Here is a 19797-nt window from a genome sequence, read left to right as displayed (position 1 = left end):
ACAGGCATATGCGATCCCCTGTAGGAGCGGCCTCGCCGGGGCGCCGGACCGGTCGGAAAGGGCCGCAAAGCGGCCCCAGCCCTCTAGAAGGTATGCCCCAGGTTCAGGTACACCGCCTGCTCGTTCGCACTGTTGGCTCCATAACTCAGGTTCAACGGCCCCAAAGGCGTCTCCAGCCCCAGGAAGATGCTCGCCGCATTGATGTAGCCACTGTCGAACTCGTTGTCGTTGTTCCAGGCCCGCCCACGCTCCAGCGACCCGCCGATATACAACGGGAAGTCCAACGGAAGATAGGCCCTCGGCGTCAGGCGCCGGTAGTACACCATCCGCAGCAGGCTGACGTTCTGCCCTGACACCGAGTCCTGGCGGAAGCCCGACAGCTCTCGCGCACCCCCCAACACGAAACTTGAGGTCACCACCTCCGTCGGGTCCAGCGTTCGCCCGTAACGCCCACCCAGCACGAAGGTGTTCGCCCCGACGCTGAATGCCTTGTCCAGGTTCAGCAGCCACTGCCGGTACTCATCATCCGAATCCAGCGACTTGTCGTACTTGCGCAAGGTCAGGCCGATGTCCTCGCCACTGTGCGGGAAGTACACGTTGTCGAGGGTGTCGAACGAATACTTCAGCTCGTAAAAACCTTCGTTGAAGCTGACCGAGGGCAGGTCCTGATCGCCAATACGCACTTCGGCCTCGCCCCAGGCCTTGCCCACGCCCAGGCGCACTTCACCGGACGTGCCGATCTGGCGACCGACGTTGAGGCCGAAGCCATAACGCTCCAACCGGTACTCGGCGATAGGGTCGTTGTCCAGGGTCGCTTCGATGTTCTGCGAGCTCAGGTCCAGGTAGGGCGCGACGAAGTAGCGCGAACCCACGTCCAGCGGTTGATAGAACTCGCTGTACAGCTCCTGCTGGTCGCCGATCTGGGCGCGCGTCAGCCATTCCGCACCCAGCCGGTTGATGCCGTTCATGCGGTAGCTGGCGCCGAGGTTGAAGGCGCTGTCGCCACGCAGGTCGTCCGACAGGTTCAGGCCCAGGCGCAGGTAGTCGGTGCCGCCGCGCTTGCCGCGAGCATTGATCACCAGGGTGTTGTCGTGGCCCTTGTGCACCACGCGGTACTGCACCCGGTCGAAGTAGTCCAGGCCATACAGGGTGCCCATGTCGGTCTGCAGGCGGTCGAGCGCCAACGGCTCGCCAATTGGCTGGCGGATGTAATAGCGGATCACGTCGTCGCTGACCTTGGAGTCGTTTTCTATCCTGATCGCAGTGATCACCGGCGTGCGCTGGCCCGGCGAGCGGGCCACGGCCAGGCTGGCGTCGCTCTCTGGCTGGCGCAGCGTGGCCAGGCGCGTGTCGAGCAGGCGGGTGGCGCGGTAGCCAGCGTCAATCATGTCCTGGGCACGGCCGAAGTCGGTGACGCCGAAGGCGGCCAGTTGTGGCTGGATCAGGATGTCGTCGCGGTGCAAGCTGGCCAGCTGTTCCTCGGAGTTGCGCCGGGTCATCAGGGTGATCGACTGGTTGAGCACATCGACCACCGTGGCCAGTTGCTTGCGGTCACGCAGCGGCGTGCCGATGTCGACGACGATGGCCAGGTCAACGCCCATTTCCCGGGCCACGTCGAGGGGGATGTTGTCGACCATGCCGCCATCCACCAGCAGGCGGCCATCCAGCTCGACCGGGGCGAACACGGCCGGGATCGACATGCTCGCGCGAATCACCTGCGGCAGGTGGCCACGGCTGAACACCACCTTCTCGCCGCTGGCGATATCGGTGGCCACGGCGCGGAAGGGGATTGGCAGCTTGTCGAAGTCGCGGGTGTCGGCGGTGTGGGCCAGCTTGCTTTCCAGCAGCAGAGCCAGGTTCTGGCCCTGGATCACGCCCAGGGGCAGGCCGAGGCTGCCGTCGTCGCGAAAGCTCAGCTTCTGTTTGACCAGGAAGTCGCGGTCATCCTGCTTGCGCCGGAACGGCACATCCTTGCGCGGCGGGGCATCGGACAGCGCCTGTTGCCAGTCCAGCGTGGTGGCGAGTCTTTCCAGCTCTTCGACGCTGTAGCCGGAGGCATACAGCCCGCCCACCACCGCGCCCATGCTGGTGCCAGCGATGGCGTCGATGTGCACGCCCTGTTCCTCCAGGGCCTTGAGCACGCCGATGTGGGCCAGGCCGCGGGCGGCACCGCCAGACAGCACCAGGCCGACCTTGGGACGGGCGGGCTCGGCGGCGAATGCGGTGAAGGCAGTGAGCATCAGCAAAAGGCAGAACAGCAGGCGGCGCATCTTGAGTCTCAAACCGAAGGCTAAAGACCGCTAGTATAAGCGGCCCCTTACCTGGAGATGCCTCAGCATGGCCGACAACAAGCCGGAAATCGTCATCACATATTGCACGCAATGCCAGTGGCTGCTGCGAGCCGCCTGGCTGGCCCAGGAGCTGCTCAGCACCTTCACCGACGACCTTGGCCGGGTAGCGCTGGAACCGGCCAGCGGTGGGGTCTTCCGCATCACTTGCAATGGCGTACAGATCTGGGAGCGCAAGGCTGACGGAGGTTTCCCCGAGGCCAAGGTGCTCAAGCAGCGAGTGCGCGACCAGATCGACCCGCAGCGCGACCTGGGCCACAACGATCGCTGATCAGGCGCCCTCGGCCACGGCCTTGTGCCTGGGAGGTTGCTCTGCGGCCATGCGGCTGGACAGCACGATGGCAAAGATGATCAGCACGCCACCCAACAGCATGCGCAGGGTTGGCGTTTCGGCAAACACCGCCCAGGCCACGGCGATACCGTAGACCGGTTCCATGGCGAACACTACGGCGGCGGTGCGCGCCTTGATCACTCCCAGGCTGGCCACGAACAGGCTGTGGGCGACGCCGGTGCAGAAGACCCCGAGCAGGGCGATCCACAACCAGTCCATGGCGGCTACCTGGCTCAGGCCTTGGCCGGCGAAGGGCAGCAGGCACAAGCCGACCACCAGGTTCTGCCACAGCGCCGCCTGCACGGCTGGCAAGCGCCCGGAGCCAGCACGGTTGGTCAGGGACAGCAGCGAGAACAGCAACCCGGAGAGCAACGCCCAGAGCAGGCCGCCGGTAGCCTGGCTGGCCAGGTCGAATGCCGGGGTGACCAGTATCAGGCCGATGCTGACCAGTACCACCAGCACGCCTTCGTTGCGGCGGATGCGTTCGCGGAACAGCAAGCCTTCTAGGATCACGGTGAAGGCTGGGAAGCTGGCAAAGCCCAGGGTGGCGATGGCCACGCCGCCAACTTTCACAGCGATGAAGAAGCTGACCCAATGGCCGGCCAGCAGCACGCCACCGAGCAGCAGGCGGCGCATGTCCTGGCCACTCAGGCGTCGCCAGCCGGGGCCGGTGAGGCTTGCGAACAGCGCCAGGGCCAGCACGGCGAAGGCGGCGCGGCCGAAGACGATGATCGCCGGGCTGGCGCTGGTGGCCAGCTTGCCGAAGACGCCGGTCAGGCCGAAGAACAACGCGCCGATGTGCAGGGCGCCGAGGGCAGTGCGGTGGTTCATATGGGGTCCTTGCTTGTATCTTTACTGGCTGTGCCGGCCTCATCGCGGATAAATCCGCTCCTACAGGTACCGCGTAGGAGCGGATTTATCCGCGATGAGGCCGGCGCAGCAAAGTGTAAATCTTCAAGACAACACGTTCTGTCGCCATCCTGCCGTCAATTGTCGCCAGCCTCTCGCCGCATGGCCAACGGCGGGCAGCCAAACGCGCGCAGCATCGCCGCCGAGAACGCACTCTGCGAGCTGTACCCCACCTGCGCTGCAATCTCCCCCATCGGCAGCAAGGTCTGCTTGACCAGCCGCCTTGCCTTGAGCAGGCGCCGCTGGCGGATGTAGTCCATCGGCGTCATGCCGCACTCCGCGGTGAATCGTGCATGTAGCCGGGCACTGGACAAGCCGGCGATACGTGCAAGGTCGGCAACCTGCAGCGGGTAGGCCGCATGCTGTTCGATATGCGCATCGAAAGCGGCATAGGGAAGGCGATGGCTGGGCGTGACGATGGCCGCGGCGCCGGGGTTCAGGCTGGCCAGCAACAGCACCGCGCCTTGCCGGGCAATCAGTGGGTCGTCCATGGGGCTCGCCGCCAGCCAGTCCACCAGTTGCTGCTGGCGATCGTCCAGCCCCATTGCGCCAGGCTGGTCGAGCAGGCGCCGGCTGGCATCGGCATGGGCCCCCAGTTGCTCGTGCAGCCAATGCTCACCGGGCACATCCAGTACCAGGCAATCGCTGCCGGCATCGCTGCCACAGGTGTGGTGGGCGCCAGCGGGCACCACCACCAGCCCCTGGCGGGCGACCTTGGCGCCGTGGCCCTGCACCTCGAAATCCAGGCGACCTTGCAGGCCGAATACCAATTGCGGGTGTTCGTGGCTGTGGGCGATCAGCTCATCGCGGTAGTGGCGCAAGGAAAGTATCGGGCCGGCCATGGGGGTTCCTCGTGGGGCTGCCAGCCATTGTGCCGCATTCCTGGCAGCCCATCACTCGTCACATCCCTGCCACCAACCTGTCACCTGTGCCTGCCAGTCTCCAGCAAACAGCGCCGGAGCCTGCCCATGACCCATGCCGAACTCTCTCGCCCGTCACGCAAGCAGCGCGTACGCACCTTGTGGATATCCGACGTGCACCTGGGCACGCGTGATTGCCAGGCCGAACACCTGTCGCAGTTCCTCAAGGGCTACCAGGCCGACCGTATCTACCTGGTCGGCGATATCATCGATGGCTGGAAGCTGCGCGGTGGCATCTACTGGCCGCAGGCCCACACCAATGTGATTCGCCGCTTGCTGACCATGAGCAAGCGCGGCACCGAGGTGATCTACGTCACCGGCAACCACGACGAATTCCTGCGCCGTTACTCGAAGCTGATGCTGGGCAACATCCAGCTGGTGGACGAGGCCGAGCACTTGACCGCCGATGGCCGACGCCTGCTGGTGATCCATGGCGACCAGTTCGACGTGATCACCCGCTATCACCGTTGGCTGGCCTTCCTTGGCGACCGTGCCTACGAGTTCACCCTGGTGCTCAACCGCTGGCTCAACCATTGGCGTGTGCGCTACGGGTATGGCTACTGGTCGCTGTCGGCGTACCTCAAGCACAAGGTCAAGGGTGCGGTGAACTTCATCAGCGACTTCGAGGATGCGATTGCCCATGAGTGCACCCGCCGTGGTTTTCACGGGGTGGTGTGCGGGCATATCCACCACGCCGAAATACGCAAGGTCGGCGAAGTGGATTACCTCAACTGCGGTGATTGGGTCGAGTCGTGCACGGCGCTGATCGAGCATTGGGACGGCAGCATCGAGCTTTACCGGCTGGCCGATGCCCAGGCGCGTCAGGCCGACGCTGCGGCGGCTCTGCGTGAGCCAGCCTAGAGGCTGATCCGGCCAAGCAGGATGTCGCGGAACATGGCGAAGTCACCTACCAGGCTGTACCACGGGTGCTTGAACGTCGCCGGCCTGTTGCGCTCATAGAAGAAGTGCCCCACCCAGGCGAAGCCGTACCCGCAAAGCGGCACTGCCAGCAACAGCAACCACTTCCCGCTGCCGATGGTGTAGGCCAGCAAGGCGATCACCAGGCTGGTGCCGACAAAGTGCAGGCGCCGGCAGGTGGGGTTGCTGTGCTCCCCCAGGTAATACGGATAGAACTCGGCGAAACTGCGAAACTGCGTGGTGCTGGTCATGGGCAGTACTCCGGGATTATCACTTTTTGACAGGTTACACGGCGTGGAGCCTGAATCGAGTCTAGAGTGATTGGCGGGGCCGGCCAGTGACAATAGGCGCCAAATGAGTATCCTTGGGGTTAACCGCATGATGCGGTCAGCATAAGAAGCCTGCCATGAGCGAAAGAACCACGTCAGCCAGCTGGGCATCAGGGATTGTCAAGGCGCTGGAGCTGGAAGGGCTCGACTGCCCAGCCATGTTCAAGCAGCTGGGGCTGGATTTCGCCGCACTCGACGACCCGGATGCGCGTTTTCCTCAGGACTCCATGACCCGCCTGTGGCAGCTTGCGGTCGAACTTTCGGGCAACGAAGCCATTGGCCTGAACATGGCACGGGTGGTGCGCCCGGCGTCGTTCCACGTGGTGGGCTACGCGCTGATGTCCAGCCGCACCCTGGCTGAAGGCTTCGAGCGGCTGGTGCGCTACCAGCGCATCATCGCCGAAAGCTCCGACCTGAGCTTCATCCTCGGCCCTGAAGGCTATTCGCTGATTCTGACCGTGCATGGCGACCACCTGCCGCCCACCCGGCACAGCGCAGAAGCCTCGCTGGCCTGCGCGCTGGCCTTGTGCAAGTGGCTCAGTGGTCGGCCGGTGCAGCCGCGACGGGTATTGGTGCAAGGGCCGCAGCCGAAGGATATTGAACCGTACAAGGTGGCATTCCATTCCCCGCTGGTGTTCGGTGCACCGCACGATGCGCTGGTGTTCGAACGGGCCGACATGGAGGCGCCATTGCCCACCGCCAACGAAGCCATGGCCATCCTGCATGACCGCTTTGCCGGTGAATACCTCGCGCGCTTTTCGGAGAGCCGCGTGACTCACCGGGTGCGCCAGGTGTTGTGCCGCATCCTGCCGCAAGGCGAGCCCCAGCGCGAAACCCTGGCCCAGGCCCTGCACCTGTCCCAGCGCACCTTGCAGCGCCGCCTGCAGGAAGAGGGCACCAGCTTCCAGACCCTGCTGGACGACACCCGTCGCGAGCTGGCCGAGCAGTACCTGGCCCAGCCAGGCATGACCTTGCTGGAAACCGCCTACCTGCTGGGTTTTGCCGACCCGAGCAACTTCTACCGGGCGTTCCGCCGCTGGTTCGATGTGACCCCCAGCGAATACCGCGCCCGGCTGGGTACCGAGCCCGGCGAAGTCAGTGACGCCAGAACGCCGGCATGCACAACACCAGCACCGTGATGATTTCCAGGCGGCCGAGCAGCATGCCGGCGGCGAGGATCCACTTGGCGGCATCCGGCAGCGTCGAGTAGTTGCCCGAAGGGCCGACCACTTCACCCAGGCCCGGGCCGACGCCCGACACCGTGCCGGCGGCGCCGGTCAGTGCGGTCATCCAGTCCACCCCCAGCAGCGACAGCAGCAGGGCCATCACGCAGATGGTGATGGCGAAGAAGAACGAGAAGGTCAGGATCGAACGCACGATCTCTTCGTCCAGGCGATGGCCGTTGTACTTCTGCTTGATCACCGCGCGCGGGTGGATCAGCTGGTTGAGGCTGGCCTTGAGCAGGATGTAGGCCACCTGGAAACGGAAGATCTTGATGCCACCGGCCGTCGAGCCGGAGCAGCCACCGACGAAGCCCAGGTAGAAGAACAGCATCAGCGAGAAGTTGCCCCACAGGCTGTAGTCGCCCAGGGCGAAGCCGGTGGTGGTGACCACCGAGGTCACGTTGAGCGCCACGTGGCGCAAGGCGTCGAGCCAGTGCAGGTTGGTGGTGTACCAGTACCAGGTGCCGAGCACGAGCCAGGTCACCACCAGCATGCCCAGCAGGCCCTGCACCTGCTGGTCGCGGATCAACGCCTTGCGGTTGCCGCGCAGGGTCGCCACGTACAGGGTGAAAGGCAGGCTGCCGAGGATCATCACCACCACCGCGACCCAGTGCACGGCGGGGATGTCCCACTTGGCCAGCGACTGGTCGGAGGTGGAGAAACCGCCGGTGGAGATCGCCGACATGGCGTGATTGATGGCATCGAACGGGCTCATGCCGGCCCACCAGAAGGCCAGTGCGCCAAAGATCGAGAAACCGACGTACACGCCGACGATCGACTTGGCGACCATGTGCGAGCGCGGCATGACCTTTTCCGAACGGTCCGACGACTCGGTCTGGAACAGGCGCATGCCACCGATGCGCAGCAGCGGCAGGATCGCTACCGCCATGGCGATGAAGCCGATGCCGCCGAGCCAGTGCAGCATCGAACGCCACATCAGGATGCCCGGTGACATGTTGTCGAGCCCGCTGAGCACCGTGGCGCCCGTGGCGGTGATGCCGGACATGCTTTCGAAGAAGGCGTCGGTGTAGCTGATGTGCTGGGTCAGCAAGAATGGCAGCGCCGCGAAGATGCACACCACCACCCAGCTACTGACCGTCAGCAAATACATGTCGCGTGGGCGCAGGTGGACGTGCTCGGGTCGCCCCTGAACGACCATGGCCAGGCCGGCGATGAAGGTGATCAGGCTGGACCAGAGGAACGAGGGCATGTCGCCGGTGCGTTCGAAGATCACCAAGGTCGCCATGGGCACGGCCATGCCTACGGCCAGGGTAATCAGGAAGATGCCGATGATGAAACCAATGATCCTTAAGGTCGGCAACGCCATGTGATCTGCTCAGACTCGAAACGGAAGGGCGCCATTCTACCTATGGGTCTGGTGATGTAAACGCTAGAATGGCCGCACATTTACCTGCCAGGAGGGTAGCCGATGGAGGCTCTCGACGCATTGCTCAACCGTGTTTCCGTGCCACGCCTGACCGAACCTGCACCTAACGAGGCCCAGCGCGAGGCGTTGTTCCAGGCGGCCTTGCGCGCACCGGACCACGGCCAGCTGCGGCCATGGCGCTTCCTGACCATCGAGGGTCAGGGCCGCGACAAGCTCGGTGAACTGTTCGCCGAAGCGCTGCAGCACAAGGGCGACGCCAGCCAGGCTGCGCTGGACAAGGCGCGCGCGATGCCGCTGCGTGCGCCGTTGCTGATCGTGGTGATCGCCAAGCTGCAGGACCACTTCAAGGTGCCCAAGTCCGAGCAGCGCCTGGCAGCGGGTTGCGCGGCCCATGGCATCCTGATTGCGGCGCATGCCCAGGGCATCGGCGCGGTGTGGCGCACTGGCGACATGGCCTTCGATGCCCACGTGCACAAGGGCTTGGGGTTGGCCGAGAACGAGGAGCTGATCGGCTACCTGTATGTCGGCACGCCGCTGACCGAGCCGCGTACGGCGCCGATACTGGAAACCGCCGAGTACGTCAGCGTCTGGGGCGAATAACGCGCTGGCTTCTTCGCGGGCAAGCCCGCTCCCACAGGCACGGCACAGGTTTCGAGCCTGTGGTGATCCCTGTAGGAGCGGCCTTGCCGGGGCGCCGGACCGGTCGGAAAGGGCTGCAAAGCAGCCCCCGGCTTTCTGTCAGTCAGCCGCGATGTTCTCAGGCAACTCCAACCGGGCTACGAATCCACCCTGCGGGTGATTCTCCAGCACCAGGCTGCCGCCATGGCGCTCCGCCGCCTTGCGCGCAATCGCCAGGCCCAGGCCATGCCCCGCTGCCTCCTGCCCCGGCGCACGGAAGAACGGCTCGCCCAGCTGTGCCAGGTGCTCCGGCGCCACCCCGGGGCCGTGATCACGCACGCTCAGGACGATCTGCCCGGGCTCGCGCTGCGCGCTGATCTCGATCGGTTGCCCCTGCGGGTTGAAGCGCAGGGCATTGCGCACCAGGTTGTCCACGGCGCGCTCGATCAGCGTCGGCCAGCCTTGCAGCGTCAACCCCGGTTGTGCCTCCAGCTTCACTTCTTGCTCCGGCGCACTGAGCTGAGCGTCCTTGCGCACGCTGCCGAGCAGCGTGTTGAGGTCGACAGGCTCGGCATGGGCCTGCTCGGCATCGACCCTGGCCAACGTCAGGATTTCGCTGATCAGGTCTTCCAGGCGGTCGCATTCGCGGGTCAGGCGCGGCCACAGGGCCTGGCGCTGTTCGGTTTCGGCACGTTCGGCCAGGGCCAGGGCAATGCGCAGGCGGGCCAGCGGTGAACGCAGCTCGTGGGACACGTCGCGCAGCAGCTGACGCTGGCTGCCGATCAGACTCTGCAGGCGTGCGCCCATCTTGTTGAAGTCCTTGGCCAGCACACCAAACTCGTCACGCCGGGCAGCCAGGCGGGCCAGGCTGTTCTGTTGGTAGGTGGCCTGGCCAAGGTCGTGCACGGCACCGCGCAGGCGGCTGAGCGGACGGGTGATGGACAGGGTCACCAGCAGGCTGAACAAGGTAAGCACCACCAACGCGATGCCCAGCGCACTCAACGGCCACAGCAGGCTCTCGCGGTGCCACGCATCCAGCTCCGGGTGCGGGATGCGGTAGATCAGCAGGTAGGTCTCGCCGGTGTCGGGGCTGGTGTATTCCTCGGTCAAGCGGCGCCACGGCAGGCGGCGCTCGTCATTGTGCTGGCGCGCCTCGAACGCCGCAGCGCGGCGCGGGAAGGTGCCGGGCACCACGGCATCGCCGCTGTCGTCGAGCACCTGTACATCGATCTTGTAGCGCTGCTTGCGTCGCTCCAGAAATGCCTGGGCAGACTCCAGGCCCTCCTGCTCATAATGCTTGGTCCAATGGCTGGCCATGGTTTTCAGGCCCGGGTGGCGGCTGAGGATCCAGGCGTCCTGGTTGAGCATGTGGCCGAGCAGGATCGACAGGCCCGCGACCAGGGTGATAGCCAGCCAGAAGCTGGCCAGGATGCGCCAGAACAGAGAACGCAAGAGCACCTCCTGTAAACGGGAAAAGCCCGGCCCGCTTGAGGGCGGGCCGGGCATTGGGTGACAGCTTACTGGGCCTTGCCAGCTTTTTCAGCTTTCCAGGCCTGGAACTCCTTCCATTCAGCCTTGCGTGCTTCGCGTTCCTTCTGCAGTTCGTCGAATTTCTTCTGCTGGTCAGGCTTGAGCAGTGCGCGGACCTGGCTGTCGGTCTTGTCGTGGCTGGCCTTGAGTTCGTCTTTCATGGCCTTCTGGTCGGCTGCCGGCAGCTTGTTCAGGTAGCGCTCGGTGATTTCGTGGCGGTTCTTCATCTGCTCGCCCATCAGCTTGCCGATCTGCTGGCGCTGGTCGCGGCTCAGGTCCAGTTGGGCGAAAGGCGCATCACCGCGATGATGCGGGCCGTCGTGACGCTGGCCGCCTTCAGGCATGGCCATGGCCACGGTTGGCAGGGCGGCGGCGAACATCAGAGCGATAAGGGTCTTGCGCATGGTGTCTCTCCTGTCATAGGCCGGTGGTTACCGGATGAGCTCAGTCTAGGGAGATCAAGGTCAAGCGCAGTCAGCGCAGCGTAAAGGCAGGGTAAAGATGAGTGGATATGTTGCGGGGGCAAGGCAATTGTCTGGCTCAACTTTTAGAAGCAGGCGCGATTCCTGTGGGAGCGGCCTTGTGTCGCGAAAGGGCTGCGCAGCAGCCCCTGGGATTCGGTATTCATGCGGGCTTTGCTGGGGCTGCTTCGCAGCCCTTTCGCGACACAAGGCCGCTCCCACAAGGTCAGAGGCTGTAGTAGTAACCGCGGCTACGCAGCGCGACGATCCGTGGCCGCCCATCGGCATGCGGGCCAACCTTCTTGCGCAGGTTGCTGACGTGCATGTCCAGGCTGCGGTCATACAGAGTCAGCTTGCGCCCCAGGGCTATCTGCGCCAGTTCCTGCTTGTCCAGCGGCTCGCCGGGCTGGCGCAGCAGCGCTTCGAGGATGCGGCTTTCGGACAGCGTCAGGCTCATGTCGCGGCCGTCGATGCTGACCACCCCTCGCACCGGGCTGAACGCCAGGTCTCCGATCTCCAGCTGGGTGGTGGTGGCGGTGGGGTGGCTGCGGCGCAGCACGGCGCGCAGGCGGGCGGTGAGCTCACGGGGGTCACAGGGCTTGGCCAGGTAATCGTCGGCGCCCAGTTCCAGGCCGAGGATGCGGTCCAGGGGTTCGCCACGGGCCGACAACATCAGCACCGGCAGCTCGGCATGCTCGCTGCGCAGCTGCTTGAGCAGCTCCAGGCCGCTGCCGTCGGGCAGCATCACATCCAGCACCACGGCCGCCGGGGCATGCTCGGCCAATGCCTGGCGCGCGCTCTGGCCATCGTGGCAGGCGCGTACCGCAAACCCTTCCTGGGTCAGCCAGCTGCCTAGCAGCTCGCAGAGTTCCTGGTCATCATCAATCAGTAACAGCTCGCTCATGACTCACTCAATTCAACCATTGACGGCGTCTACTGTGTCCGCCAGTGGCAAAGATACCGCAGACTGAGGACGAGTGTGCAATTGGAGCGGGGGAGGCTGCGTCGCCCTCTTCGCGGGCAAGCCCGCACCCACAGGTCTCTGGCAGCCTTCGGGCCTGTGCAATCCCTGTGGGAGCGGCGGTTCGGCGCCCCGGCTTGCCCGCGAAGCAGACGACGCGATATCAGGTCAAGGCAGGACTTGCTTGAACGGCTTGACGATGACCTTTTCGTACACGCCTGCGGCGATGTAAGGGTCGGCATCGGCCCAGGCCTGGGCAGCGGCCAGGGAGTCGAACTCGGCGACGATCAGGCTGCCGCTGAAGCCAGCTTCACCCGGGTCGTTGCTGTCGATGGCCGGGTGCGGGCCGGCCAGCACCACGCGGCCTTCGGCCTTGAGCTGCTGCAGGCGCTCGATGTGCGCCGGGCGTGCGGCCAGGCGTTTTTCCAGGGAGTTCGCGACGTCGCTGGCGATGATGGCGTAGAGCATGTCAATCCTTGGGTTTGGAGGTGGAAGGGTCGTCGTGCAGGTGGCGCGACAGGTACACACCCTGCGCCACCAGGAACAGCACGGTCATGCCGAGGCTGCCGAACACCTTGAAGTCGACCCAGAACTCCTGGAAGGTGAAGGCGACGAACAGGTTGGCAGCACCGCAGAACACGAAGAAGGCGATCCAGGCCACGTTCAGGCGCGACCAGATGGCATCGGGCAGGGTCAGCGCATGGCCCATGATGCGTTTGATCAGCACCCGGTCGCCGATGAAGTGGCTACCGGCAAAGGCCAGGGCGAACAGCCAGTTGACCACCGGCGCCTTCCACTTGAGGAAGGTTTCGCTGTGGAAAGTCAGGGTCAGGCCGCCGAACACCAGGCAGGCGACCAAGGTCAGCCACTGGCCCTTTTCCAGCTTGCGCTGGCGCAGGAACAGCGCGCCGTACACCAGCAGCGAGCTGATGATCAGCATCGCCGTGGCACTGTAGATGCCGCCGAATTCGAAGCTGTGGCCAGCGACGTCCATCGGCCGTGGGTCGAGCTTGTAGACGATGAAGAACAGCAGCAGCGGGATGAAATCGATGAATTGTTTCACAATGGCAGCCAGAATCGGGATGTGACGGCATAATAACAAACATCGATTCCAGCGAAAGCGCTCCTCCATGAATGTTGATCTGCACTGTCACAGCACGGCCTCCGACGGCGCCCTGTCGCCCACGGACCTGGTCGCCCGGGCCCACGAGCACGGGGTGCAAACGCTGGCACTGACCGACCACGACACCCTCGAAGGCCTGCCCGAGGCGCGCCAGGCCTGCCACGCGCGCGGCATGCGCTGGGTCAGCGGGGTAGAGCTGTCGTGCACCTGGGGGGGCGCGACCATTCATGTGCTGGGCTACCACTTCCCGCTCGATGCGCCGCCTTTGCTCCAGGCCATCGAGGCCCTGCACCGTGGCCGCTGGTTGCGCGCCGAGGAAATCGACAAACGGTTGGCGGCCAAGGGCATGCCCGGTGCCCTCGACGGCGCGCGGGCCGTGCAGCAAGAGCTGGGGGACAGCGGCAACGCACCCGCGCGGCCACATTTTGCCGAGTTCATGGTGCGCGCCGGCCATGTCAAGGACCGCGGCGAGGCCTTCCGCAAGTGGCTGGGGGCCGGCAAGTTGGGCGACGTCAAGCAGCACTGGCCAACCCTGGACGAAACTGTCGCCACCCTGCGTCAGTCCAACGCCTGGGTGAGCCTTGCGCACCCCATGCACTACGATCTGACCCGCAGCAAGCGCAGGCGGCTGATTGCCGACTATATTCAGGCAGGCGGGCAGGCACTTGAAGTGGTCAACGGGATGATGCCGGCCGAGCAGGTGGGCACGATGTCCATCCTTACCCGTGAGTTCGGCCTGCTGGCAAGCGCTGGCAGCGATTTCCACGGCCCCGGCACCTGGGGCGAGATCGGTGCCTACCGGCCATTGCCCGAGGACTTGCCACCTTTGTGGCGTCGATTCAGCCATGAACAGCCTATGGCGCTATGAACAGGATGACTTCGTGAGCCAATTTTTCCAGATTCATCCGGAGAACCCGCAGCCGCGCCTGATTCGCCAGGCGGTGGAGATCATCCGCAAGGGTGGTGTGGTGGTCTATCCGACTGACTCGGCCTATGCCCTGGGTTGCCAGATCGGCGACAAGGCAGCAATCGAGCGGGTGCGCCGTCTGCGCGGCCTGGACAAGACCCACAACTTCACCCTGATGTGTTGCGACATGTCGCAGCTGGGGTTGTACGCCAAGGTCGACACCGGCACCTTCCGCCTGCTCAAGGCCCATGTGCCGGGGCCGTACACCTTCATCCTCAACGGTACCCGCGAAGTGCCGCGCCTGCTGCTGCATGAAAAGCGCCGTACCATTGGTTTGCGCGTGCCGGACCACGCCATCACCCTGGCGTTGCTGGCCGAACTGGGCGAGCCGTTGATGAGTGTGAGCCTGATCCTGCCGGGCGACACCGAGCCAATGACCGACCCCTACGAGATTCGCGAGCGTCTGGAGCACCATGTCGACCTGGTCATCGATGGCGGCTTCGGTGACCTCAAGGCCTCGACCATCATCGACCTTTCCGGCGACGAGCCTGAACTGATCCGCGAAGGCTGCGGCGACCCTACGCCGTTCATGGTCAACGCGTGAGTCAGGTAGAAGCACCCGAGGCACCGGCCGAACAGGCGCAGGTGCAAACACAATCGCCCCCCCAGCAGTTGCAGCTGGCGCTGGTCTACGGTGAAGCGCTGACCGAGTTGCCGCTGGACCTGTACATCCCGCCCGACGCCCTGGAAGTCATCCTCGAAGCGTTCGAGGGCCCGCTGGACCTGCTGCTGTACCTGATCCGCAAGCAGAACATCGACATCCTCGACATCCCGGTGGCGGAAATCACCCGCCAGTACATGGGCTACGTCGAGCTGATGAAGAGCGTGCGCCTGGAGCTGGCGGCCGAATACCTGGTGATGGCGGCCATGCTCGCCGAGATCAAGTCGCGCATGCTGCTGCCGCGCTCGGCCGCGATCGAGGAAGAAGAGGGCGACCCACGCGCCGAGCTGATCCGCCGCCTGCAGGAGTACGAGCGTTTCAAGGCCGCCGCCGAGGGCATCGACGAGCTGCCACGGGTTGGCCGCGAGATTGTCGTACCGCGCCTGGAGGCGCCGCAGGCGAAAGTGCGCAAGCTGCTGCCGCAGGTCAGCCTTGAGGAGCTGCTGGTGTCCATGGCCGAGGTCATGCGCCGCAACGACCTGTTCGAAAGCCACCAGATCACCCGCGAGACGCTGTCTACCCGCGAGCGCATGAGCGACGTGCTGGAGCGCCTCAAGGGCGGCGCGTTCGTGCCGTTCGTCGAGTTGTTCACGCCCGAGGAGGGCAAGCTCGGCGTGGTGGTGACCTTCATGGCGATCCTCGAGCTGGTGAAGGAATCGCTGGTCGAACTGGTGCAGAATGAGCCTTTCGCGCCGATCCATGTGCGGCTGCGCCCCGAGTCTGTCGAAGAACCTGATGAATCTGAATGAACCCCGCGACCTGGCGTCGCTGATCGAAGCCTTCCTGCTCGCCTCGGGCAAGCCGCAGTCCCTCGAACGCCTGTACGAGCTGTTCGAAGAAGCCGAGCGGCCTGAGCCCAAGGTGTTCAGAAAAGCCCTGGAAGTGCTCGGCAAGTCTTGCGCCGGGCGGGCTTTCGAGCTCAAGGAAGTGGCCACCGGTTACCGCCTGCAGATTCGCGAAACCTTCGCGCCCTGGGTTGGCCGGCTGTGGGAGGAGCGCCCGCAGCGGTATTCCCGGGCACTGCTCGAAACCATGGCGCTGATCGCCTACCGCCAGCCCATCACCCGTGGCGAGATCGAGGATGTACGGGGGGTAGCGGTCAACAGCAACATCATCAAGACGCTGATGGAGCGCGAGTGGATTCGCGTGGTCGGCCACCGCGAAGTGCCCGGGCGCCCGGCGATGTTCGCCACCACCAAGGCGTTTCTCGATCACTTCAACCTCAAGAGCCTGGACGAGCTGCCAGCGCTTGCGGAACTGCGCGAAATGGAACCGGAGCCACTGCTCGATCCGGATGACGCGCCGGTGCCGGCACACCTGCAGGCGCTGGCCGATGCCAGCCTGGGTGAGGAAGAGGAGGTGGCTGAACCGAAGGATGAGACCAGCTTCCGCAGCCTGCTGGTGGAGCTGGATGCCATGGAGGAGGGGCTGAAGACCGACTTCGATGACCTTCGTGAGGAAGAGCCGGAGGTTTCGGTAGAGGAAGAGGGCAAGTCAGAGCCCTGACTCTTTTGCCGCGTGTGCCGGCCCTTTTGCGGGTAAACCCGCTCCTACAGGTACTGCGCCGCAATCAGGATGTGACCTCCTTGTGGGAGCGGGTTTACCCGCGAAAGGGCAGGCACTGGCCACACATCACCATTAGGCAGAATTCACTCGCAAAGCTGACAAAACCCTCTACCCTCCAGTGCGTTCCCCCAGCGAACCGCGTATGATGCGCGGCCTTTTGGCGCGTTCGTCGCCAGAACCCTGTTTTCATTCCTACACCGGGAGGTGCCCAGATGAGTGAGCAAGACCTGCAAAATACCGAAATCACCCCGCCAGCCGGCGAGAAGCTGCAGAAAGTGCTGGCGCGCATTGGCGTCGGTTCGCGCCGTGACGTCGAAGCCTGGATCAGCCAGGGCCGCATCAAGGTCAACGGCGTCGAGGCCACCCTCGGTCTGCGCGTCGACCTGCACGACGCCATCACCGTCGACGGCAAGCTGATCAAGCGCGAAGAGGCTGCCGAAGCCACGCGCCGGGTGATCATGTACAACAAGCCCGATGGCGAGATCTGCACCCGTGACGACCCGGAGGGCCGCCCGACCGTGTTCGACCGCCTGCCACGGCCGAAAGAAGGTCGCTGGATCAACATCGGCCGTCTGGACATCAACACCACTGGCCTGCTGCTGTTCACCACCGACGGTGAGCTGGCCAACCGCCTGATGCACCCGTCCTACGAGATGGACCGCGAATACGCCGTACGTGTACGTGGCGAAGTCGACGACGAGATGATCGACCGCCTGAAGGCGGGCGTGATGCTCGAAGACGGCCCGGCCAAGTTCACCGACATCCAGAAGGCGCCAGGTGGCGAAGGCTTCAACCACTGGTACCACTGCGTGGTGATGGAAGGCCGCAACCGTGAAGTGCGCCGCCTGTGGGAGTCCCAGGGCATGGTGGTCAGCCGCCTGAAGCGCGTGCGTTTCGGCCCGGTGTTCCTCAACTCCGACCTGCCGATGGGCCGCTGGCGTGAAATGACCCAGGGCGAGATCGACATCCTGGCTGCTGAAGTAGGCTTGCAGCCGGTGGCGCTGCCAACCCTGAACCTCAAGGCCAAGGACAAGATGGAGCGCCTGCAGCGCAAGTCGAGCCGGCCGATGGGGCGCAACGAGCGCGTACGTAGCCTGCGCCCGGCCCATGAAGGCGGTGCTGCAGCCGCTGAGCGCCCGGCACGTCAGCCGCGGGATACCTCGGGTGAGCGCCCTGCGCGTCAGTCGCGCGACGAAGCGCCGCGCAAAGGCAACCGTGGCAGCGCCGTGGCCGAGCGCCCGAGTGAGATGCGCAAGCGCCCCGGCAAACCTGACGGTGACAAGCCGGCCGGCCGTGGCCGCGGCAAGCCGCGTGGTTGATCGGTAAGTGCAGCAATGAGAACCAGCCTTCGGGCTGGTTTTTTTATGCCTGTGAGAATCTGGGGCTGCTGCGCAGCCCTTTCCGACCGGTCCGGCGCCCCGGCAAGGCCGCTCCTACAGAAGCACGCGATCACCTGTAGGAGCGGCCTTGCCGGGGCGCCGGACCGGTCGGAAAGGGCCGCAAAGCGGCCCCAAGATATTGAACAAAAAGAATTTTTCGGACGACTGGCAAGTTTCCAAACCACCATGTAAATAAATTTTTACAGAACTGCTCGAATTCAGTCTGGATTTCGGAATTTTCCTGTTCGTGTAAACAGAACTTGCCGCACCACCCGCCGCAAAGCCCCTGCCTTCCTCCTGCCCAGTCTTGCCCAAACCCCCGTACCACGGTGATATAGCGCTCATTGCCGTGTGCAAGAGCCCGTCCACAGAGCCGGGCTGACAAAACAACAAATGGAGGCGCCATGTACGCCGATCACTTCGCCTTTTCAGGCTCCTACCACAGGATCGCTGCGTTTTTTCCCGAGGAAACGATGCAACGCGTTGACGCCTGCGCGTTTGCAGGGGTATACAGTGCGCCGCGTTTTACCTGTGACCCTCTTGCGTACCGCGCACTCTTGCCAACACCTGGCTGATCCGCCCCGGCGGCATCCGTTGGCAGGAAACCCAAGGTAACCACCTTGCCCATTCCGCTGCGCCACGAGCGCGGTGGGTCCGATTCCGTCACAGATAAAAACAATGCAGGTGACTTCGTTCATGAGTGGACAAAACATGCATTCAGGCGAGCTCAAGCGGGGCCTGAAGAACCGCCACATCCAGTTGATCGCCCTCGGCGGCGCGATTGGCACCGGCCTGTTCCTCGGCTCGGCAGGCGTGATGAAATCCGCCGGCCCGTCGATGATCCTGGGTTACGCCATCTGCGGCTTCATCGCCTTCATGATCATGCGCCAGCTTGGCGAGATGATCGTCGAAGAGCCGGTGGCCGGCTCGTTCAGCCACTTTGCGCACACCTACTGGGGCGGCTTCGCCGGCTTCCTGTCGGGCTGGAACTGCTGGGTGCTGTACATTCTGGTGGGCATGTCGGAGCTGTCGGCGGTGGGCAAGTACGTTCACTACTGGTGGCCGGAGATCCCGACCTGGGTCACGGCGGCAGCGTTCTTCGTGCTGATCAACGCCATCAACCTGATGAACGTGAAGTTCTTCGGTGAGGCCGAGTTCTGGTTCGCCATCATCAAGGTCGTGGCCATCGTCAGCATGATCGGCCTGGGCGCCTACCTGCTGACCAGCGGCAACGGCGGCCCTGACGCCTCGGTGAGCAACCTGTGGAGCCACGGCGGCTTCTTCCCGCATGGTGTCAGCGGCCTGGTGATGGCCCTGGCGTTCATCATGTTCTCCTTCGGTGGCCTGGAAATGCTCGGTTTCACCGCCGCCGAGGCCGACAAGCCGAAGACCGTGATCCCGAAGGCGATCAACCAGGTCATCTACCGTATCCTGATCTTCTATGTCGGTGCCCTGATCGTGCTGTTGTCGCTGACCCCATGGGACAACCTGGTCGCCAGCATCGACGCGTCCGGTGGCAGCTATGGCAGCAGCCCGTTCGTCCAGGTGTTTTCGCTGCTGGGCAGCGACGTGGCGGCCAACCTGCTGAACTTCGTGGTCCTGACCGCAGCGCTGTCGGTGTACAACAGCGGCACCTACTGCAATGCGCGCATGCTGCTGGGCATGGCCGAGCAGGGTGACGCCCCGGCCTCGCTGGCCAAGGTCGACAAGCGTGGCGTACCGGTGCGTTCGATCCTGGTGTCGGCGGCTGTGACCCTGATTGCCGTGCTGCTCAACTACCTGATGCCGCAGAATGCGCTGGAGCTGTTGATGTCGCTGGTGGTCGCGACCCTGGTGATCAACTGGGCGATGATCAGCTACTCGCACCTGAAGTTCCGCCAGCACCTTGACCGTGTTGGCCAGAAGCCGCTGTTCAAGGCGCTGTGGTACCCCTACGGCAACTACCTGGTGCTGGCTTTCGTGGTGCTGATCCTCGGCATCATGCTGATGATTCCGGGCATCCAGGTGTCGGTGTATGCAATTCCTGTGTGGCTGGGAGCGATGCTGGTCGCCTACCTGCTCAAGGGCAAGCGTCGATCGCAGGCCAATGGCACTGCAGGTACCGTGGCCAAGTAAATCTTTGGCTGCGTGAAGAAACCCGATGTCAGGTGACTGGCATCGGGTTTT

20 protein-coding genes are annotated in these 19797 nt (G+C 64.3%); 10 read left to right on the top strand and 10 right to left on the bottom strand.

Features of this window, described 5'->3' with window-relative positions; genetic code table 11:
- Positions 1–83: 83 nt before the first annotated feature.
- Complete coding sequence (locus BUQ73_RS18995; RefSeq protein WP_079229224.1) at positions 84–2270, bottom strand: patatin-like phospholipase family protein; 2187 nt, start codon at positions 2268–2270, stop codon at positions 84–86.
- A gap of 67 nt (positions 2271–2337) precedes the next feature.
- Here BUQ73_RS18995 and BUQ73_RS18990 point away from each other — a divergent pair, with 67 nt between their 5' ends.
- The gene (locus BUQ73_RS18990) at positions 2338–2619 is read left to right on the top strand and encodes a SelT/SelW/SelH family protein (RefSeq protein WP_079229223.1); all 282 of its coding nucleotides are present in this window, start codon (positions 2338–2340) and stop codon (positions 2617–2619) included.
- On the opposite strand, the gene BUQ73_RS18985 is transcribed toward BUQ73_RS18990, so the two are convergent.
- Positions 2620–3510 carry a DMT family transporter gene (locus BUQ73_RS18985; protein ID WP_079229222.1) on the bottom strand — a complete coding sequence of 297 codons (891 nt, stop codon included), beginning with the start codon at positions 3508–3510 and terminating at the stop codon, positions 2620–2622.
- A 155-nt stretch (positions 3511–3665) separates the two neighbouring features.
- Positions 3666–4430, bottom strand: a complete 765-nt coding sequence (locus BUQ73_RS18980) for a helix-turn-helix domain-containing protein (RefSeq protein ID WP_079229221.1) — start codon at positions 4428–4430, stop codon at positions 3666–3668.
- A 126-nt stretch (positions 4431–4556) separates the two neighbouring features.
- Here BUQ73_RS18980 and BUQ73_RS18975 point away from each other — a divergent pair, with 126 nt between their 5' ends.
- Entirely contained in the window at positions 4557–5369 is an 813-nt protein-coding gene (locus BUQ73_RS18975; RefSeq protein WP_079229220.1) for a UDP-2,3-diacylglucosamine diphosphatase, read from the top strand.
- On the opposite strand, the gene BUQ73_RS18970 is transcribed toward BUQ73_RS18975, so the two are convergent.
- Entirely contained in the window at positions 5366–5677 is a 312-nt protein-coding gene (locus BUQ73_RS18970; protein WP_027921063.1) for a DUF962 domain-containing protein, read from the bottom strand. The two genes, BUQ73_RS18975 and BUQ73_RS18970, sit on opposite strands and share 4 nt — an antisense overlap.
- Before the next feature lie 155 nt (positions 5678–5832).
- Between BUQ73_RS18970 and BUQ73_RS18965 the strand changes: the two genes are divergently transcribed.
- The gene (locus BUQ73_RS18965; protein WP_079229219.1) at positions 5833–6894 is read left to right on the top strand and encodes an AraC family transcriptional regulator; all 1062 of its coding nucleotides are present in this window, start codon (positions 5833–5835) and stop codon (positions 6892–6894) included.
- Here BUQ73_RS18965 and BUQ73_RS18960 read toward each other — a convergent pair.
- A complete protein-coding gene (locus BUQ73_RS18960; RefSeq protein ID WP_079229218.1) occupies positions 6851–8305 on the bottom strand; it encodes a TrkH family potassium uptake protein in 1455 nt (484 codons plus the stop codon). The two genes, BUQ73_RS18965 and BUQ73_RS18960, sit on opposite strands and share 44 nt — an antisense overlap.
- A 102-nt stretch (positions 8306–8407) precedes the next feature.
- On the opposite strand from BUQ73_RS18960, the gene BUQ73_RS18955 reads away from it, so the two are divergent.
- On the top strand, positions 8408–8965 hold the full coding sequence (locus BUQ73_RS18955; RefSeq protein ID WP_060486006.1) for an NAD(P)H nitroreductase: 558 nt from the start codon (positions 8408–8410) through the stop codon (positions 8963–8965).
- Between the two features lie 138 nt (positions 8966–9103).
- Here the strand turns inward: BUQ73_RS18955 and BUQ73_RS18950 are convergent, their stop codons facing one another.
- The 5 genes from BUQ73_RS18950 to BUQ73_RS18930 all read right to left on the bottom strand — a co-directional run bounded on the left by BUQ73_RS18950 (position 9104) and on the right by BUQ73_RS18930 (position 12998).
- Entirely contained in the window at positions 9104–10441 is a 1338-nt protein-coding gene (locus BUQ73_RS18950) for a sensor histidine kinase (RefSeq protein WP_079229217.1), read from the bottom strand.
- Between the two features lie 59 nt (positions 10442–10500).
- Entirely contained in the window at positions 10501–10917 is a 417-nt protein-coding gene (locus tag BUQ73_RS18945; RefSeq protein ID WP_079229216.1) for a Spy/CpxP family protein refolding chaperone, read from the bottom strand.
- A gap of 283 nt (positions 10918–11200) precedes the next feature.
- Positions 11201–11878, bottom strand: a complete 678-nt coding sequence (locus BUQ73_RS18940; protein WP_027921069.1) for a response regulator transcription factor — start codon at positions 11876–11878, stop codon at positions 11201–11203.
- 225 nt (positions 11879–12103) lie between these two features.
- Positions 12104–12403 carry a YciI family protein gene (locus BUQ73_RS18935; protein ID WP_079229215.1) on the bottom strand — a complete coding sequence of 100 codons (300 nt, stop codon included), beginning with the start codon at positions 12401–12403 and terminating at the stop codon, positions 12104–12106.
- A gap of 1 nt (position 12404) precedes the next feature.
- On the bottom strand, positions 12405–12998 hold the full coding sequence (locus BUQ73_RS18930) for a septation protein A (RefSeq protein ID WP_192858667.1): 594 nt from the start codon (positions 12996–12998) through the stop codon (positions 12405–12407).
- Between the two features lie 67 nt (positions 12999–13065).
- Between BUQ73_RS18930 and BUQ73_RS18925 the strand changes: the two genes are divergently transcribed.
- The 6 genes from BUQ73_RS18925 (at position 13066) to BUQ73_RS18900 (ending at position 19746) form a co-directional block, all read left to right on the top strand.
- The gene (locus BUQ73_RS18925; RefSeq protein WP_079229213.1) at positions 13066–13926 is read left to right on the top strand and encodes a PHP domain-containing protein; all 861 of its coding nucleotides are present in this window, start codon (positions 13066–13068) and stop codon (positions 13924–13926) included.
- A gap of 13 nt (positions 13927–13939) precedes the next feature.
- Entirely contained in the window at positions 13940–14569 is a 630-nt protein-coding gene (locus BUQ73_RS18920) for an L-threonylcarbamoyladenylate synthase (RefSeq protein WP_033696652.1), read from the top strand.
- Between the two features lie 140 nt (positions 14570–14709).
- Entirely contained in the window at positions 14710–15435 is a 726-nt protein-coding gene (locus BUQ73_RS18915; protein WP_177326732.1) for a segregation and condensation protein A, read from the top strand.
- Positions 15422–16192, top strand: a complete 771-nt coding sequence (gene scpB, locus BUQ73_RS18910; protein WP_079229211.1) for an SMC-Scp complex subunit ScpB — start codon at positions 15422–15424, stop codon at positions 16190–16192. Before BUQ73_RS18915 ends, scpB begins: the two co-directional genes overlap by 14 nt.
- 272 nt (positions 16193–16464) lie before the next feature.
- Positions 16465–17571 (top strand): 23S rRNA pseudouridine(2605) synthase RluB, encoded by a 1107-nt coding sequence (gene rluB / locus BUQ73_RS18905; protein WP_027921076.1) that lies wholly within the window; start codon positions 16465–16467, stop codon positions 17569–17571.
- 756 nt (positions 17572–18327) lie between these two features.
- Complete coding sequence (locus BUQ73_RS18900; protein WP_192858666.1) at positions 18328–19746, top strand: amino acid permease; 1419 nt, start codon at positions 18328–18330, stop codon at positions 19744–19746.
- Positions 19747–19797 lie beyond the last annotated feature (51 nt).

Origin of the sequence: Pseudomonas putida (assembly GCF_002025705.1) — a bacterium.
Lineage (GTDB): Bacteria > Pseudomonadota > Gammaproteobacteria > Pseudomonadales > Pseudomonadaceae > Aquipseudomonas > Aquipseudomonas putida_J.
This window is presented reverse-complemented; position numbering and strand designations above follow the sequence as displayed.

What these genes read in the sequence shown, in the direction of transcription:
- BUQ73_RS18995 (WP_079229224.1), bottom strand. Translation starts at nt 2,270, where the DNA reads ATGCGCCGCCTGCTGTTCTGCCTTTTGCTGATGCTCACTGCCTTCACC.
- BUQ73_RS18990 (WP_079229223.1), top strand. Translation starts at nt 2,338, where the DNA reads ATGGCCGACAACAAGCCGGAAATCGTCATCACATATTGCACGCAATGC.
- BUQ73_RS18985 (WP_079229222.1), bottom strand. Translation starts at nt 3,510, where the DNA reads ATGAACCACCGCACTGCCCTCGGCGCCCTGCACATCGGCGCGTTGTTC.
- BUQ73_RS18980 (WP_079229221.1), bottom strand. Translation starts at nt 4,430, where the DNA reads ATGGCCGGCCCGATACTTTCCTTGCGCCACTACCGCGATGAGCTGATC.
- BUQ73_RS18975 (WP_079229220.1), top strand. Translation starts at nt 4,557, where the DNA reads ATGACCCATGCCGAACTCTCTCGCCCGTCACGCAAGCAGCGCGTACGC.
- BUQ73_RS18970 (WP_027921063.1), bottom strand. Translation starts at nt 5,677, where the DNA reads ATGACCAGCACCACGCAGTTTCGCAGTTTCGCCGAGTTCTATCCGTAT.
- BUQ73_RS18965 (WP_079229219.1), top strand. Translation starts at nt 5,833, where the DNA reads ATGAGCGAAAGAACCACGTCAGCCAGCTGGGCATCAGGGATTGTCAAG.
- BUQ73_RS18960 (WP_079229218.1), bottom strand. Translation starts at nt 8,305, where the DNA reads ATGGCGTTGCCGACCTTAAGGATCATTGGTTTCATCATCGGCATCTTC.
- BUQ73_RS18955 (WP_060486006.1), top strand. Translation starts at nt 8,408, where the DNA reads ATGGAGGCTCTCGACGCATTGCTCAACCGTGTTTCCGTGCCACGCCTG.
- BUQ73_RS18945 (WP_079229216.1), bottom strand. Translation starts at nt 10,917, where the DNA reads ATGCGCAAGACCCTTATCGCTCTGATGTTCGCCGCCGCCCTGCCAACC.
- BUQ73_RS18940 (WP_027921069.1), bottom strand. Translation starts at nt 11,878, where the DNA reads ATGAGCGAGCTGTTACTGATTGATGATGACCAGGAACTCTGCGAGCTG.
- BUQ73_RS18935 (WP_079229215.1), bottom strand. Translation starts at nt 12,403, where the DNA reads ATGCTCTACGCCATCATCGCCAGCGACGTCGCGAACTCCCTGGAAAAA.
- BUQ73_RS18925 (WP_079229213.1), top strand. Translation starts at nt 13,066, where the DNA reads ATGAATGTTGATCTGCACTGTCACAGCACGGCCTCCGACGGCGCCCTG.
- scpB (WP_079229211.1), top strand. Translation starts at nt 15,422, where the DNA reads ATGAATCTGAATGAACCCCGCGACCTGGCGTCGCTGATCGAAGCCTTC.
- rluB (WP_027921076.1), top strand. Translation starts at nt 16,465, where the DNA reads ATGAGTGAGCAAGACCTGCAAAATACCGAAATCACCCCGCCAGCCGGC.
- BUQ73_RS18900 (WP_192858666.1), top strand. Translation starts at nt 18,328, where the DNA reads ATGAGTGGACAAAACATGCATTCAGGCGAGCTCAAGCGGGGCCTGAAG.